Origin of the sequence: Paenarthrobacter sp. RAF54_2, assembly GCF_052113945.1 — a bacterium.
In the GTDB taxonomy this organism is placed as follows: domain Bacteria; phylum Actinomycetota; class Actinomycetes; order Actinomycetales; family Micrococcaceae; genus Arthrobacter.
On the sequence record NZ_JBFRDV010000034.1, the window covers coordinates 26,585 to 41,791 of the forward strand.

Annotated in this window: 13 protein-coding genes and 1 pseudogene; 11 read left to right on the plus strand and 3 right to left on the minus strand. The window is 60.7% G+C overall.

Translation table 11 applies throughout. The annotated features are described in order from the left end of the window. Nucleotides 1-18 precede the first annotated feature (18 nt). From AB4Y87_RS23740 to AB4Y87_RS23750, 3 genes are all read left to right on the plus strand, one after another. Nucleotides 19-822, plus strand: a complete 804-nt coding sequence (locus AB4Y87_RS23740) for a thioesterase family protein (RefSeq protein ID WP_442006695.1) — start codon at nt 19-21, stop codon at nt 820-822. Next, nucleotides 822-1,592, plus strand: coding sequence for a lipoate--protein ligase family protein (locus AB4Y87_RS23745; protein WP_442006696.1), 771 nt, complete (start codon nt 822-824; stop codon nt 1,590-1,592). The genes AB4Y87_RS23740 and AB4Y87_RS23745 overlap by 1 nt, the downstream gene beginning before the upstream one ends. A 70-nt stretch (nt 1,593-1,662) precedes the next feature. Further along, on the plus strand, nt 1,663-3,990 hold the full coding sequence (locus AB4Y87_RS23750; RefSeq protein WP_442006704.1) for an FdhF/YdeP family oxidoreductase: 2,328 nt from the start codon (nt 1,663-1,665) through the stop codon (nt 3,988-3,990). A gap of 4 nt (nt 3,991-3,994) precedes the next feature. On the opposite strand, the gene AB4Y87_RS23755 is transcribed toward AB4Y87_RS23750, so the two are convergent. Beyond that, nucleotides 3,995-4,252: a mycoredoxin gene (locus tag AB4Y87_RS23755; protein WP_017197512.1), complete on the minus strand. Its 258-nt coding sequence runs from the start codon at nt 4,250-4,252 to the stop codon at nt 3,995-3,997. Nucleotides 4,253-4,418: 166 nt separating this feature from the next. Here AB4Y87_RS23755 and AB4Y87_RS23760 point away from each other — a divergent pair, with 166 nt between their 5' ends. Next, a complete protein-coding gene (locus tag AB4Y87_RS23760; protein ID WP_442006705.1) occupies nt 4,419-5,165 on the plus strand; it encodes an SOS response-associated peptidase in 747 nt (248 codons plus the stop codon). On the opposite strand, the gene AB4Y87_RS23765 is transcribed toward AB4Y87_RS23760, so the two are convergent. Further along, nucleotides 5,166-5,555, minus strand: a complete 390-nt coding sequence (locus AB4Y87_RS23765; protein WP_442006697.1) for a hypothetical protein — start codon at nt 5,553-5,555, stop codon at nt 5,166-5,168. It abuts the gene before it with no gap. 45 nt (nt 5,556-5,600) lie between these two features. Beyond that, a complete protein-coding gene (locus tag AB4Y87_RS23770; RefSeq protein ID WP_442006698.1) occupies nt 5,601-6,140 on the minus strand; it encodes a TetR/AcrR family transcriptional regulator in 540 nt (179 codons plus the stop codon). Nucleotides 6,141-6,198: 58 nt separating this feature from the next. Here AB4Y87_RS23770 and AB4Y87_RS23775 point away from each other — a divergent pair, with 58 nt between their 5' ends. From AB4Y87_RS23775 to AB4Y87_RS23805, 7 genes and pseudogenes are all read left to right on the plus strand, one after another. Next, the gene (locus tag AB4Y87_RS23775) at nt 6,199-7,254 is read left to right on the plus strand and encodes an FAD-dependent monooxygenase (RefSeq protein ID WP_442006699.1); all 1,056 of its coding nucleotides are present in this window, start codon (nt 6,199-6,201) and stop codon (nt 7,252-7,254) included. A gap of 79 nt (nt 7,255-7,333) precedes the next feature. After that, nucleotides 7,334-7,678, plus strand: coding sequence for a DUF6504 family protein (locus AB4Y87_RS23780; protein ID WP_442006700.1), 345 nt, complete (start codon nt 7,334-7,336; stop codon nt 7,676-7,678). Between the two features lie 3 nt (nt 7,679-7,681). Further along, a complete protein-coding gene (locus AB4Y87_RS23785) occupies nt 7,682-11,251 on the plus strand; it encodes a DNA polymerase III subunit alpha (RefSeq protein WP_442006701.1) in 3,570 nt (1,189 codons plus the stop codon). A 131-nt stretch (nt 11,252-11,382) separates the two neighbouring features. Continuing rightward, nucleotides 11,383-13,392, plus strand: coding sequence for a threonine--tRNA ligase (gene thrS, locus AB4Y87_RS23790; RefSeq protein WP_442006702.1), 2,010 nt, complete (start codon nt 11,383-11,385; stop codon nt 13,390-13,392). An 18-nt stretch (nt 13,393-13,410) separates the two neighbouring features. Further along, nucleotides 13,411-14,004, plus strand: coding sequence for an HIT family protein (locus AB4Y87_RS23795; RefSeq protein ID WP_224090593.1), 594 nt, complete (start codon nt 13,411-13,413; stop codon nt 14,002-14,004). Then, nucleotides 13,994-14,605 carry a phosphatidylinositol phosphate synthase gene (gene pgsA, locus AB4Y87_RS23800; RefSeq protein WP_309929787.1) on the plus strand — a complete coding sequence of 204 codons (612 nt, stop codon included), beginning with the start codon at nt 13,994-13,996 and terminating at the stop codon, nt 14,603-14,605. The genes AB4Y87_RS23795 and pgsA overlap by 11 nt, the downstream gene beginning before the upstream one ends. 230 nt (nt 14,606-14,835) lie before the next feature. Further along, a pseudogene (locus AB4Y87_RS23805) lies at nt 14,836-15,207 on the plus strand (pyridoxal 5'-phosphate synthase lyase subunit PdxS); the annotation flags it as partial.

The window sequence follows — 15,207 nt, forward strand, 5'->3', positions numbered from 1 at the left end:
ATCTGCGAAAGGCTCGGGTTGACTACTTCATTACCGGAACTGGCGGAGGGTAACTTCTACTACGAATCGTTGGGTGAGGGCCGCTACCGCTCCACGATTCATGCCCAAGGTGCCTGGAATCCGCACGAACAACACATGGCCCCCGCCTCGGGCATCATGGCTGACGCCCTCCTGAGGCATGAGCCCCGTGACGACGTCCGTATGGCGCGTATCAGCTACGAGATCCTGGGGTTGATCCCCGGCGGCGAGTTTCAAGTGACCACCTCAACGTTGAGGCCAGGACGAACCATTGAACTTATCCAGGCTGAGCTTTCCGCCGGGGGGCGGGTGGCGATTCGTGCCGCGGCGTGGCGCATGATCACCAGCGATACGAGCGCGGTAGCGGCGTTCGAAGACGAGGCCATGCCCGCCCCGGACGAATGCAAGTTGTGGGATGCTGCCAGCGTCTGGCCCGGGGGTTACATCCGTTCCCTGGAAATGCGTATCGGCGAAGGCCACAGGCCGGGTTCGGGCAGGGTGTGGATCCGGACCATGCATCCTTTGACGGACAAGGAAGACAGCAGCGATCTTGCCCGACTGATGGGATTGGTCGATACAGCCAACGGCATCGCCGCACGGGTCCCGCCGGGCGAGAACAGCTACATCTTCCCCAACGTGGATCTGCAGATCCACATGTACCGTGCGCCTCAGGGCGAGTGGCTCGGGCTGGACAACAAAGTCTCCTTCGGAGCCGATGGCATCGGCCTGACGTCCAGCGTGCTCCATGACATCAACGGACCGTTCGGCAGGGCCGAGCAAATCCTGACGCTGAGGAAAAGCTGATGAGCGAAGCAAGGAACGAGTCCGACGGCGGCGTCGGCGACCGCTCCAAGCTCACGGTCTACCGCCAAGAGGAAACCCTCGGTGCTGCTGAGGATCTTGATTTTGCGTTGGAGTTGCTGAAACGAGCCCGCAGCGGGCAATTGGGTCCCTCCCTGCGCTTGTACCGCCCGCAGCCCACCGTTGCCTTTGGCCAGCGCGATGCGAACCTGCCCGGCTTCAGCGCAGCTGAGGATGCCTGCCGGGAGCTCGGCTTCGAACCTCTCGTGCGGAAGGCCGGCGGACGTGCGGCGGCGTATCACCAGGGCACCTTGGTGATTGATCATATTGAGCCGCACCCTGACGCGATCGTCCGTGCAAAAGCCCGCTTCGCGGAGTTCGGTGAGTTGCTGGCAGGTGCGCTTCGCAGCGTCGGTGTCCATGCCGCCGTCGGGGAGATCCCGGGGGAGTACTGCCCCGGGGAGTTCAGCGTGCACGGGGAGGACGCGGAGTTTCCCGCCCATCGCATCAAGCTCATTGGCACGGCCCAACGGGTGGTGTCCGGAGGCTGGTTGTTCAGCTCTGTGATTGTGGTGGAGAACTCCGGCCCCATCCGTGACGTCCTGACGGCGAGCTACGCAGCACTGGGCTTGGACTGGGATCCTGCTACCGCCGGTGCTGCAAATGACCTGCTTCCGCACTTGGACGTCAAAACAGTGGAGGACGCGGTGGTTGACGCGTACCGCGGCTATGCAGATGTGGTGGACGGCGACTTCCGGAGTCTGTTGGCCTAGTTGAGCACGCTGGGGGCCGGGTTTACGCTGAGGGAATCAGGAACCTAACCACACGAAACCTGGTGGAATGATGGGCCGGAAGAAGCACCCAGTTCAGGATACCGACGTCGACTTGAGCGTCAGCGAGCCCAAGAGGTCGGCCGCTGGTTTGCCCAGCCTCAGCGAAACCCTGCCCCATGCGATGGCCCATATGGGCCCTTCCCGCGCCTGGAAAACCCTCACGGCGGTCAACCAAAAAGACGGTTTCGACTGCATGAGCTGTGCTTGGCCCGATCCACCGGAACGCAAGGCTGCAGAATTCTGTGAAAACGGAGCCAAGGCAATCGGCTGGGAAGCAGAGCCGCTGAGGATCCCAACGGAGTTTTGGGCCGCGAATCCGCTGAGTTCCCTGGAATCCCGATCCGAGTACTGGCTGGGGCAACAGGGCCGGCTGGTGGAGCCTGTGTATAAGGCGGCAGGGGCGGAGCATTACGCACCCATCAGCTGGGAGCGGGCCTTCGACGTCATAGCAAACGAGTTGAACGCCCTTGATGATCCAAATCAGGCCACGTTTTACACCAGTGGACGCACCAGCAATGAAGCAGCGTTCCTGTACCAGCTTTTCGTCAGGGCTTTCGGGACCAACAACCTTCCGGATTGTTCCAACATGTGCCATGAGTCCACGGGTGTGGCCATGGGCGAGACCATCGGCGTGGGCAAATCGGCCATCACGTATACGGACTTCGCGAAGTCGGACCTGATCATCATCATGGGTCAGAACCCCGGAACCTGCCATCCACGGATGCTGACGGCGCTGGAGGAAGCGAAACTCGCGGGTGCGTCCATCGTCGCTGTTAATCCGTTGCCTGAGGCTGGCCTGATCAATTTCCGGAACCCGCAACGTGTTCGGGGCCTGGTTGGTAAGGGAACTGACTTGGCTGACCAGTTCCTGCAGATCAGGCTTGCCGGGGATATGGCGCTGCTGCAGGCTGTTTCCAAGCGCGTCCTGGATGCCGAATCAGCAGCGCCGGGTTCGGTGTTGGACCGCCCGTTCATCGATGAGCATTGCCAGGGGTTTGTTGGTTTCGCCGCCCACCTCGCAACTTTGCAGGAGCGGGACGTTCTTGCCGCCACCGGCCTGACCAGCGCAGAAATCGATGAACTTGCTGACAGGTACATCCACGCGGACAGGGTCATCATCACCTGGGCCATGGGACTGACCCAGCATAAGAAGGCAGTGCCCACCATCAAGGAGATCATTAATCTCCTGCTGCTCCGCGGCAACGTTGGCAAACGGGGTGCTGGCCCTTCGCCGATCCGTGGACACAGCAATGTCCAGGGTGACCGGACCATGGGTATTTGGGAGAAGATGCCGCCGCGGTTCCTTGACGCCGTGCGGGATGAGTTTGGCTTTGACCCGCCACGGAAGGCTGGTGTCGATTCCGTGGACAGCATCCGTGGAATGCGGGATGGAAGGATCAAGGTACTCGTCGCGCTGGGCGGGAACCTGGTCCACGCGATCTCGGACACCACGGTTGCTGAGCAGGCTGTGCGAAAGACCCGGCTCTCTGTTCAGATTTCCACCAAGCTGAACCGCTCCCACGTAGTGGTGGGGGAGCAGGCCCTGATCCTTCCGACCCTTGGCCGTACCGAAATCGACAAGCAGGATGGGATTGAGCAGTTTGTCACGGTAGAGGACACTGTGTGCGCAGTGCACCGCTCCGCCGGGACGCTGGAACCCATCGCTCCGGACGTACTCTCCGAAGTGGCGATCGTCAGCCGGCTGGCCGAGGCGGTTCTTGACCACAAGGTTCCGGTGGATTGGGCCGGTCTGAGGCGCAACTATGACACCATCCGTGACCATATCTCCCATGTGGTGCCTGGATTTGATAATTTCAATGCCCGCATCCGCGAGCGCGACGGTTTCGTGCTTCCGCATGGCCCCAGGGATTCGCGGACGTTCCCCACAGCAACGGGAAAGGCCATGTTTTCTGTCAATGACCTGGACACCATTGAAGTGCCGCCGGGGAGATTGCTCCTTCAGACTGTGCGGTCCCATGACCAGTTCAATACGACGACGTATTCCATGAATGATCGTTACCGTGGCATCAAGAAGGGCCGCATGGTCTTGTTGGTGAACCCTGAGGATCTGGCGGGGTTGGGTTTCCAGGATGGCGCCTACGTGGATGTGCACAGCGAAGCCGACGACGGCGTTGACCGTGTGCTGCGCCAGTTGCGTTTGGTGGCGTACCCCAGTGCCAGGGGCTGCGCCACGGCCTACTATCCGGAAGCGAACGTGTTGGTGCCCTTGGATTCAACAGCGGAAGGCAGCAATACGCCGGCGTCGAAGTCTGTGATTATTCGTCTGGAACCGGCTGCCGCCCCGATTTTCGAGGCGGCGGCCGGACAGCGGAAGTGAATGCTTAGGCTGCGAGGCGGTTTTCTACCTCGGAAGCAGAAGGGTTGGTTGCTGCGGTTCCGTCCGGGAACAGGACGGTGGGGACGGTGCGGTTGCCTCCGTTGAGCTGCTCGACGAGCTCGGCCGTGCCATCTACTTCTTCGATGTTGATCTCGGTGTAGCCGATGCCCTTGGCGTCGAGCTGCTTCTTCAGGCGGTTGCAGTAGCCGCACCAGGTGGTCGAGAACATGGTGATGGTGCCGGAGTCGGGAGTGAAGTCCACAGAGCTCTCCTCAGTATTGGTCGTTTCCACGGGTGATTCGTTGGTATCAACCGTAACCCGCAGCCCAATAATTCCCGTGAGGCCGGGAATCGGGGTTACGTCACATTCCGGGCTGGTGCGTCCTTGAGCGACACGGCAGACTGTTCCCATGTGTGGACGTTATGTAATGGCCCGTGCCGTGGGGGATCTGCTGGCTGACTTTGATGCCGAACTTGAAAACGAGATCGCCCTGGAAAAATCGTGGAATGTGGCTCCAACGGATGCTGTTCCGATTGTGCTGGAAAGGCTCGTGGACGATGGATTGAAGCGGCAGTTGCATGTTGCGCGTTGGGGGTTGGTGCCCTCATGGGCGAAAGATCCCAAAGGTGGCGCGCGCCTGATCAATGCGCGCAGTGAGACTCTCCTGGAGAAGCCGTCGTTCCGAAAGGCTGCTGCGGCCAGGCGCTGCGCTGTTCCCGCTGATGGGTATTACGAGTGGAAGAAGGGTGAGGGAAAGTCCAAGCAGCCCTACTACGTGCATCCCGCGAATGGTGAGGGGCTGGTCTTCGCCGGCCTGTATGAGTGGTGGCGGGACCAGTCGATGTCCAACGACGACCCCGACCGGTGGCTGTTGTCCATGTCCATCATCACTGCCGATACTCCGACGTCCGAATCGGCCCGCACGCGCCGAAGTGCCTCCGTCTTTGACGAGCTGACTGTTCTGCATGACCGGGTTCCCTTGCCCATGAGCAGGGAAACGATGGAGGCCTGGCTGGATCCACGCCAGGACGATGCGGCCGGTTTGGTGGACATGGTCCGCTCAAGGGCGCACGATGCCGCTGCTGACTGGACGCTCGACGCTGTGGGGCAAGCGGTCGGAAATGTCCGCAACAACTCACCGGAACTCATTGAACCGGTGGAGGGCCTTTTCTAGCTAGAGCGCTTCCGTGACCGGTACGCCGGCCTGGAAATCGCGGCCGTCCGCCTCGCTGAAGGCCGTCATGACGTGGCCCTTACTGAGTCCATGGATGGCGGACATCGGAAAGTTCCCCGTGATCACGTTGCCGGAGTGTTCCACGCCCTTGATGTCATAGTTTTCCTCGGCACTGAGTGAGTGGTTGAAGGAGTAGAACGAGATCGCTTCTCCATTCATGAACTCAATGCCCAGCCTGCGTTGGGAGGAATAGTCCTCGCTGGCAGCAACAAGGCCCACGACATAAGCGCCGGAGCCCGGTATGTTGCCTTCGATTTCGAATCTCGCAACGAGGTTGTCATCGGCGGCGGAGATACTGACCTGCTTCAGGAGTGCGTCATTGGTACTCATGCCACAATCCTGCTCTGTGGACCCGCCCGCGTCCACCCCTTTGCTTCATCCCTCCAAGAGTCGCCGCACATTGGCCGCGACTGTGGTTTGGTCCATCGCCTGGCCGCTGCGTGCCGTCAGGAGGTGCAGGGCCAACCCGTCGCCGTAGTCCGATACGGCTTCTGCGCGGGCCCTTGGGCCAGGAATTCCCAGTGAGTCGAGCATCTGTTCAAGAGCTGAAAGCATCCTCTGGTGCCCGGCGGCCACTACGTCGGGCTGGTCCAGGGCAAAGGCGAACCGTGCCCGGGTCAGTTCAGCGTGGTTTTTTGCGAGCCCGAGCAGCGCTCCCGCGAGTTGTTCCGCCAAGGCGGCTACCGACGTCGGGAATTCGGACCCACCCTGCTGCTGCAGCAGGAGCGAATCCCGTTCTTCAACGCGGTCGACGGCGGCAGCTACCAAAGCGGCACGGTTGCGGAAGTAATTGGAGGTCGTTCCGACGGCCACGCCAGCTTCGGCGTCAACGGCCCGATGGGTCAGTCCCTTGAGACCTTTGGCGGCGACCACGGCGAGGGCGGCGTCGGCAAGATCGGTTCGTCTGTCCGGCATGGAGAAAGTCTAGTCTTTAACCTCGTTATTACTACAAATGTAGTAGTACATTGGCAGCATGAAAAAAGTGGATATCGTCGGTGGTGGCATAGCAGGCCTCGCCCTGGCAGGAACTCTGGATCCCAGCCAGTTCCACGTCACCGTGTACGAACATCGGGCCGGCCTCCCGGCAGTAGGAACAACCCTGGCCATGTGGCCCGAAGCCCAGGAGGCCCTGGCCTCGTTGGGGATCCTTGGCGCCGTCCGGGAAAACAGTCCCGTCATCAGGGGCGGCGCGCTCCGGAGTGCCACAGGGGTGCCGTGGTTAAGTGTGGAAGGGCAGAATCTTGTGGGCGTCGCCCGCCACACGCTCCTGCGACTCCTGGACTCAGCCGTACCCCCAACAGTCCAACGACGCATCGAAAAGCTGGACGCGGTTCCAGGCGACGCCCACCTGACAGTGGCGGCGGATGGGGTGCACAGCCTGGTGAGGCGTTCCGTGTGGGGCCAAGCACGTTCGGCCAAGCTGACACCCTGCCTCGCCGTTCGAGGCGTCATTGCCCAAGAGCCAGGCAGCGAAACCATAGGTGAGTACTGGGGGCGCGGGGACCTCTTTGGCATAGGCCCCTCAAGCGGCGGAACCAACTGGTATGCGTCCTTCCGCTCCCGGATGGGGCCCGAGGAAATTGACGTCGGCGAAGCCCTGGCAGTTGCGCGCCGCCGCTACGCCGGGCACTCCCAAGGCATCCAGCATGTCCTGCAAGCAGCGACGCCCGAAACATCATTGGCGCAACGCATTTGGACCACCCCGCCACTATGGCGTTATTCCCGGGGCAATGTGGTCCTCATCGGCGACGCGGCCCACGCCATGGCACCCAACCTCGGACGAGGCGCTTGCGAGTCACTGATAGACGCCGTCACCTTGGGCAAGCTGGTCAACACCCTGCCCCTGTACCAAGCCCTCAAGGCGTACAACCATCAACGCGTTCTTCGGACCCAGCAATACCGCATCGGCTCATCCCTGATGATGCGCGTGGCGCTCGCAGAAGGTGCGCAACCCCTCCGCGACAAGCTGCTGGACCTTGCTGCCAAGCGAAAGTCCAAAGCGCCCGGAAGGAGCAAAACTTCCCAGTAGGTTTTGCCGGATGGGCGACGTAAACTGGAGATATTCGAACATACCTTCGAACGATTTTCATCAGGCAAGGAGTGTGGATATGGGGCTTTTCAGCGAGTCCGTGGACGTCATCTGCACGGATACAGGCCAACCGCAGGAAATCCAGTGGAAAGGAACCCACTACCTCGTCACCAACGAACCCCTCAGATGGTACGAACGACGCCAATGGTGGGTAGAAGAAAGCCGGGCCCCACTGGGAAGCGGCGCAGGCTTGGTGGATCACGAGATCTGGCGGGTCCAACTCCAGCGCCCGCAGGACGAAGGGCAAACCAGCAAAACCATCACCCTTGACCTCGTCCGCCACCTCGCCAGCGGCCGCTGGCGGCTTCTACGCATCCACGACGCCGCACCGGCCCAAGCAGTCGAACCAGACGAAGCCGCCTGAACCTTGAGCTTCACACACCTGCACGTCTCCACAGCCTTCAGCGCCCACTACGGCGTCTCCTGGCCAGACGAACTTGCCCAGTCAGCCGCAGCAGACGGCGCAACAGCGCTCGCCTGTACTGACCGGGACGGCCTGTACGGCACCATCAAACACCTCAAAGCATGCATGGACGCCGGTATCGACCCCATCATCGGCGTGGACCTCGCCATTTTCGACGACGACGGCGACCACCGCACCCAAGTAGCGGGCCGCGTCGTCGTACTCGCCCACGGCAACAACAACGGCGCCGGCTACCGCGCCCTCTGCCGACTCGTCTCAGACGCCCATGCCCGCACCTCCGGGAAGGCCGGGGGAGTAGTGCCTGTCGCTGTGACACGGGCAGAACTCGCATCACGCACACTGGACCCCAAAACCCTCAAACCCGTGCTAACCGTCCTCATAGGACCGGACTCCGATGTGGGCCGCGCCATGGGAGGGCGGAAATATCTTCGCCCCCGCACACTTTTCAAACAATGGATCGACGCCATGCCGCCCGGAACAATGGTCGCCGAAACCGTATCCCACCTCAGCGCCCCAGGAGAACCCCTCAGTACATCCCACGCAGTACGCATGCTCAAACTCGCCCTCGAATACAACATCCCCGCCATTCTCAGCAACGCCGTCCGCTACTGCGCCCAGGACGGCGCCCCCACCGCAGACGTCCTGGACTCAGCACGCACACTAAAATCCCTCCCCGAACTCTCATCGGCCCCACAGCTGCAACCAACCGGCCTGCTCCAACCAACAGGGCAGCTGCAACCAACAGGGCAGCTGCAACCAACAGGGCAAGGCTGGTTGAAAAACGCCCAACAAATGCTCCAACTCGGCAAGGAAATCATGGGCGCCGCAGGGCAAGGAGCAGCAGGACTGAACAAGCTGCTCTCCAACACAGAAGCGCTCGCCGACAAATGCCGCATCGATCCCGTCCTGGACATGGGATGGAAAAAGCCCGTTGTTCCCGAAGCTTCCATCATCGGCATCGACCGTGACCCCATGGTGGAACTCACCCAACGATGCGAGGCAGGAATCACCCGGCGCTTCCCCGGCATCAACGGCGATGCGGAAATGCAGATGCGCTCGCGGTTGCAGCATGAGCTGGGGATCATCGACAAACTCGGCTTTGCCTCCTACTTCCTCACTGTTGCGGAAGTATCCCGGATGATCATCGAGATGGGCGTCCGGGTAGCTGCCAGAGGTTCCGGGGCCTCCAGCTTGGTCAACTATCTGATCGACATCAGCCAAGTGGATCCCATCCGTCATGACCTCATTTTTGAACGGTTCCTCTCGGGTCGCCGATCCACCCTTCCCGATATTGACATCGACGTCGAAAGCGCCGAACGGCACAACGTCTACCGGAAGATCTTCGAGCGCTTCGGAGCCGAACGGGTGACCCTGATGAGCATGCAAAACGGGTACCGGGCCCGTGGTGCTGTCCGCGACGCCGGCATGGCTCTTGGTATGGACGATGGTGAAATCGGCGAAATTGCCAAGCAGTTGTGGCGCTTCTCCGCACGTAAATTCAGGGAGGCATTGGTTGAAAAGCCTGAACTCCGCGAATTTGCCGGGCGGGTGGAGGCTGGCCGTGAAGGGCCTGGGGGCATGGAGGAAAACCAGCAGTTGGACCTGCTGGTGGATCTCACTGAAAGGTTGGACCGCCTTCCCCGGCACATTTCCATGCATCCATGCGGGGTGATCCTGGGGGATGCCACACTCCTGGACAGAACCCCGGTACAGCCCAGCGGTTTGGGCCTGCCCATGAGCCAGTTCGACAAACACGACATGGATCCCATGGGCATGCTCAAACTGGATGTCCTGGGTGTGCGGATGCAAAGTGCCATGGCGTTTGCGGTGCGGGAGGTTATCCGCCTTCATCCGTCCAAAGCGGAGGTAGTGGCTGCTGGCCACCATCCGGTGGAGGCGGGAGGCGCTGGTCCGGACTATATTGCCCAGGACGGCAGGATTGATCTCAATGCGGTGCCTTTCGACGACGAGCCCACCTATGAGTTGATCCGCAGTACCCACACCTTGGGCTGCTTCCAGATTGAATCCCCTGGCCAGCGTGAGCTTATTGGGAAGATGGCGCCGCGCGAATTCAATGACCTCATTATCGATATTTCCTTGTTCCGGCCTGGACCCATGAAGTCGGACATGGTCCGCCCCTTCCTTGAACACCGGCATGGTTTCGCACCCGAGGTCTACCCGCACCCGGACCTGAAACCCGTTTTGCAGGAAACCCATGGCGTCACGGTTTTCCATGAGCAGATCCTGAAGACCTTCCATGTCATGACGGGGTGTGGTTTGGACCGGGCGGACGAGTTTCGAAGGGCCTTGGGTGACGAGCTCCACGAACCTGAAGTAGAGAGGTATTTCCGTCGGGAAGCGATCAAGAGATACTCCCCGGACGTCGTGGACAAAGTGTGGGGAACCCTCAAAGCCTTCGGCAGCTTTGGTTTCTGCAAAGCCCATGGAGCTGCCTTTGCTGTTCCCACCTATCAATCGGCGTGGCTGAAGGCACACCACCCTGAAGCGTTCCTTGCAGGGCTGTGGGAACACGATCCAGGGATGTACCCCAAACGGCTGCTGGTTGCTGAGGCCCGCCGCTTGGGTATTCCCATCCTGCCCTTGGATATTAATCGCAGCCAGGCTGAATACAGAGTGGAAAGAATCCAGGAAGGCAAGGATTCCGGCAAGCTCGGCATTCGCTTGAGCCTGAACGGAATATATGGACTGTCGGGAGTGGAGCTGAAGCGGATAGTAGCTGGTCAACCCTATGATTCCCTCGCGGATCTCCGGGCAAGGGCCAGGGTGAGCAAACCGAATATCAAGAGGCTCGCCCAACTCGGAGCCTTCGATGCCCTGCACCGGGATGCCGGCGGAACTGCAAACCGTGCCGATCTGGTGCAGCACTTGCAGGCCCTCCAGGCCAGTCCCTCGAAGAAAGCTGCGGATGTCATTGAGGGTCAACTGTCATTTGCCCTGGGTGATATTGAGTTGAGGAACCTGGCTCCTGAACTTCCCGAGCCTTCCATGGTGGAAAATGTCAGGGCCGAGCTTGATCTCATGGCAGTGGATGTGAGCGAGCATCTTATGCAAAGCCATAGGCCATTACTGGACAAGCTTGGCGTCACCACGGCGGATAAGCTCCTGGGCCTTCGCAACGGGACCGAAGTACTGGTTGCCGGTGTCCGGATTGCAACGCAGACACCTCCCATGCGCGGCGGGCGCCGCGTGGTGTTCATCAGCATCGACGACGGTACAGGCTGCGTGGACACCGTCTTCTTCCATGAAGCACAGGAAGAATCGGGTCCGCTCCTGTTCGGTACCCGGCTTCTGCTGATCCGCGGAACTACGCGAAGAACAGGTCCCAAGGGAATCAGCCTCAGTGCCAGCAAAGCCTGGGACCTTAGCCGCCCCGAAACCTTGCCGTTTGCCGAAGTGCTGCCACCCGGCGTCGGGCTTCCGCCTGAATTCACTCATTCCGGACCCCTTGAGGGCATCTCCAGGAACCTGGCCATCACGGGCCTCGGAAGCTGAACAGGCAGGTAAATCAGGTGTCGGCGCGCTGCTTTGGCCGCCTTCGTCGAAACAGATACGATTGACGGTGGCTGGCTGTGGTCCCCGTACGCCACAAGCTATGAAGCCTTCACTATGAATAGGAGACACCCGTGTCAGATGCCCAACAGATCACCCTCATCGTCGATGGCGAAGAGACCAAGGTGACGGAAGGGACTACCGGCGCGGAACTCTTCTTCGAGCGCCGCGACGTCGTTGTTGCCCGTGTCAATGGTGTGCTGACGGACCTTGACCAGGTCCTCACCGAGGGCGCAGACGTCGAAGGTGTCACCATTGAATCTCCTGACGGACTCAACGTTCTCCGTCACTCCACGGCGCACGTCATGGCCCAGGCCGTGCAGCAGCTGCGGCCTGATGCCAAGCTTGGCATCGGCCCTTACATTACTGACGGCTTCTACTTCGACTTCGACGTCGCTGAGCCGTTCACCCCGGAAGACCTGCGCCAGCTGGAAAAGATGATGCAGAAGATCATCAACCAGAACCAGAAGTTCGTTCGCCGCGTGGTCACCGAAGAAGAAGCCCGCGAAGCCATGGCCGGCGAACCCTACAAGCTTGAGTTGCTGGGCAAGAAGAACGTCGCCGCCGACGCCGGAGAAGGCGTGAACGTTGAAGTCGGTGCCGGCGACATCACTATTTACGACAATGTGGACCGCAAGAGCGGCGAAAGCGTCTGGTGCGACCTCTGCCGGGGACCGCACCTGCCCAACACCAAGATCATCTCCAACGCGTTCGCGCTGACGCGCTCATCCTCCGCATACTGGCTGGGCAACCAGAACAACCAGCAGCTTCAGCGAATCTACGGCACCGCATGGCCCACCAAGGAAGCCCTCAAGGCTTACCAGGAACGCATCGCTGAGGCAGAACGCCGCGACCACCGGAAGCTGGGTGTGGAGCTGGATCTGTTCTCGTTCCCGGACGAACTTGGATCGGGCCTTCCTGTGTTCCACCCCAAGGGCGGCATCATCCGCAAGGCCATGGAGGACTACTCCCGTCAGCGCCACGTGGACGCCGGCTATGAGTTTGTTTACACACCGCACATCACCAAGGGACACCTTTACGAGGTCTCCGGCCACCTTGACTGGTACAAGGACGGCATGTTCCCGCCGATGCAGGTGGATGCCGAGCTCAATGAAGACGGCACGGTGCGAAAGCCTGCGCAGGACTATTACCTGAAGCCGATGAACTGCCCCATGCACAACCTGATCTTCCGCTCACGCGGCCGGTCGTACCGCGAACTGCCGTTGCGCCTGTTCGAATTCGGCTCGGTGTACCGGTACGAGAAATCCGGTGTTGTGCACGGACTGACCCGTGTCCGTGGCATGACACAGGACGACGCCCACATCTACTGCACCCGCGAGCAGATGAAGGACGAACTCACCACAACACTGAACTTCGTCCTTGGCCTCCTCAAGGATTACGGCCTGGATGATTTCTACCTCGAGCTCTCCACGAAGAACGAGGAAAAGTTCGTAGGTGACGACGCCGCCTGGGAGGAAGCCACCCGCACACTCGCCGAGGTTGCGGAGGCCTCCGGGCTGGATCTGGTACCGGACCCGGGTGGAGCAGCATTCTATGGGCCGAAGATCTCCGTCCAGGCAAAGGATGCCCTCGGCAGGACCTGGCAGATGTCCACGATTCAGTTGGACTTCAACCTGCCTGAACGCTTCGAGCTGGAGTACCAGGCAGCGGATGGAACGCGCCAGCGTCCCGTCATGATTCACCGCGCCCTCTTCGGCTCGGTGGAGCGGTTCATGGGCGTTCTCACCGAGCACTACGCCGGTGCCTTCCCCGCATGGCTATCTCCCGTCCAAGTAGTGGGCATCCCTGTGGCCGAGGCATTCAATGACTACATGTTCGACGTCGTCGGCCAGCTGAAAGCCGCGGGAATCCGCGCAGAGGTGGACATTTCTTCAGACCGTTTCCCGAAGAAGATCCGCACGGCCAGCAAGGACAAGGTCCCATTCGTCCTGATCGCGGGCGGTGAGGACGCCGAGGCAGGTGCTGTCTCGTTCCGCTTCCGTGATGGCAGCCAGGATAACGGCGTGCCCGTGGCAGAGGCGGTCCGCAGAATCGTGGACGCTGTCAAGAACCGCGAAAGCTGACGGAACGGACAATAGACGGTGCAGGAGAACACAGGCGCGGCAGCTGACCTTCCGGGCGACGCCGAAGTAACCGATGACTTCGGCCTGGCAGGTGTTCCGGACGCTTTTCAGCGCCTGTGGACTCCCCACCGCATGGCCTACATCAAGGGCGGACAGGATCAGTTCAAGAACAAGGACGACTGCCCGTTCTGTGTTGGGCCCACGCGTAGCGATGAGGAATCACTCATCGTCTACCGTGGCAGGACCTGCTATGTGGTGCTCAACCTTTTCCCTTACAATCCAGGCCACTTGCTGATCTGCCCCTACCGCCATGTTCCGGACTACACGGACATCACGGTGGAAGAGACGGCGGAATTCTCCGAACTCACGCAGACAGCCATGCGAGTGCTTAGGAAGGTCTCCAACCCCAGTGGCTTCAACCTGGGCATGAACCAGGGTGTTACCGGTGGAGCAGGGATCGCCGCGCACCTGCACCAGCACGTTGTACCCCGCTGGGGTGGGGACGGAAACTTCTTCCCGATCATCGCCCAGACCAAGGCCATTACGCAGACACTCGACGAGGTCCGCAAACTGGTGGCCGAAGCCTGGCCGGGGGAGTCGAATGCTCAATAGGCATGCGCGTGGTTTCTTTACTTCCCTTTTCACACCCTTGGCACGTTGGCTCCTCAAGATTGGCGTGTCTCCAGACGCAGTGACCGTGGCTGGTACAGCAGGAGTCATTCTGGGTGGACTGGTTCTATACCCGCTGGGATATCTGTGGTGGGGTTCAGTGGTGGTCGCGTTCTTCGCGTTCTCGGACGTCGTGGATGGCATTATGGCCCGTTTGCAAGGCCGAAGCGGCGGCTGGGGAAACTTCCTCGATTCCACCTTGGACCGTTTGGCGGACGGCGCCATCTTTGCGGGGCTGACCATCTGGTTCTTCACCAAAGGTGAAGACCCGGCTATTGGTACTGCCGCCGTCGTTTGCCTGGTACTGGGCATGGTGGTTTCCTATGCGCGGGCAAAGGCCGAGTCACTGGGCTATCAAGCCAGCGTTGGCATTGCCGAGCGTGCAGAGCGTTTAGCTTCGGTGCTTCTCATCACCGGGCTCACAGGGCTGGGACTTCCAGCAGTGGTGCTCTTCGCCACCCTGATCCTTCTCGCCCTCGCCAGTGTGGTCACTATCGTGCAAAGAATGGCGACTGTCCGCAAGCAAGCGATGGCCGAAGCCTAGGAAACTGGCATGTGACCAGAGCCCAGCAGCGGCAGTTGTGCAGGTGTCCTATAGTCGCCCTCTTCTTGGCCCCCGAATGCGGTAATGAATGTACAGCCACCGGGCAACGTGCGACTAGTATTACTAGTACTTGGTCACCTTGACCTGAAAACCCGGTGTGCGCTGACTGCGGTCGTGTGGCTGCGCGAGCCACCGGCGAAAAGGTCGTTTATCTACCCATAGGGGTTTTTGTGTCTACACCAGATGTAAGCAACGAAGCCGGTTCGTCCGCGAACAGCGTCACGGGCAGCAGCCGCGTTAAGCGGGGCATGGCGGAGATGCTCAAGGGCGGCGTCATCATGGACGTCGTTAACGTCGAGCAGGCCCGCATCGCCGAGGACGCCGGTGCCGTCGCCGTCATGGCACTCGAGCGCGTACCCGCCGATATCCGCGCCCAGGGTGGCGTGTCCCGCATGTCAGATCCGGACATGATCGATCAGATCATCGCCGCCGTGTCCATCCCGGTCATGGCCAAGGCCCGCATCGGCCACTTCGTCGAAGCCCAGGTCCTGCAGTCCCTCGGCGTGGACTACATCGACGAGTCCGAGGTCCTGACCCCGGCC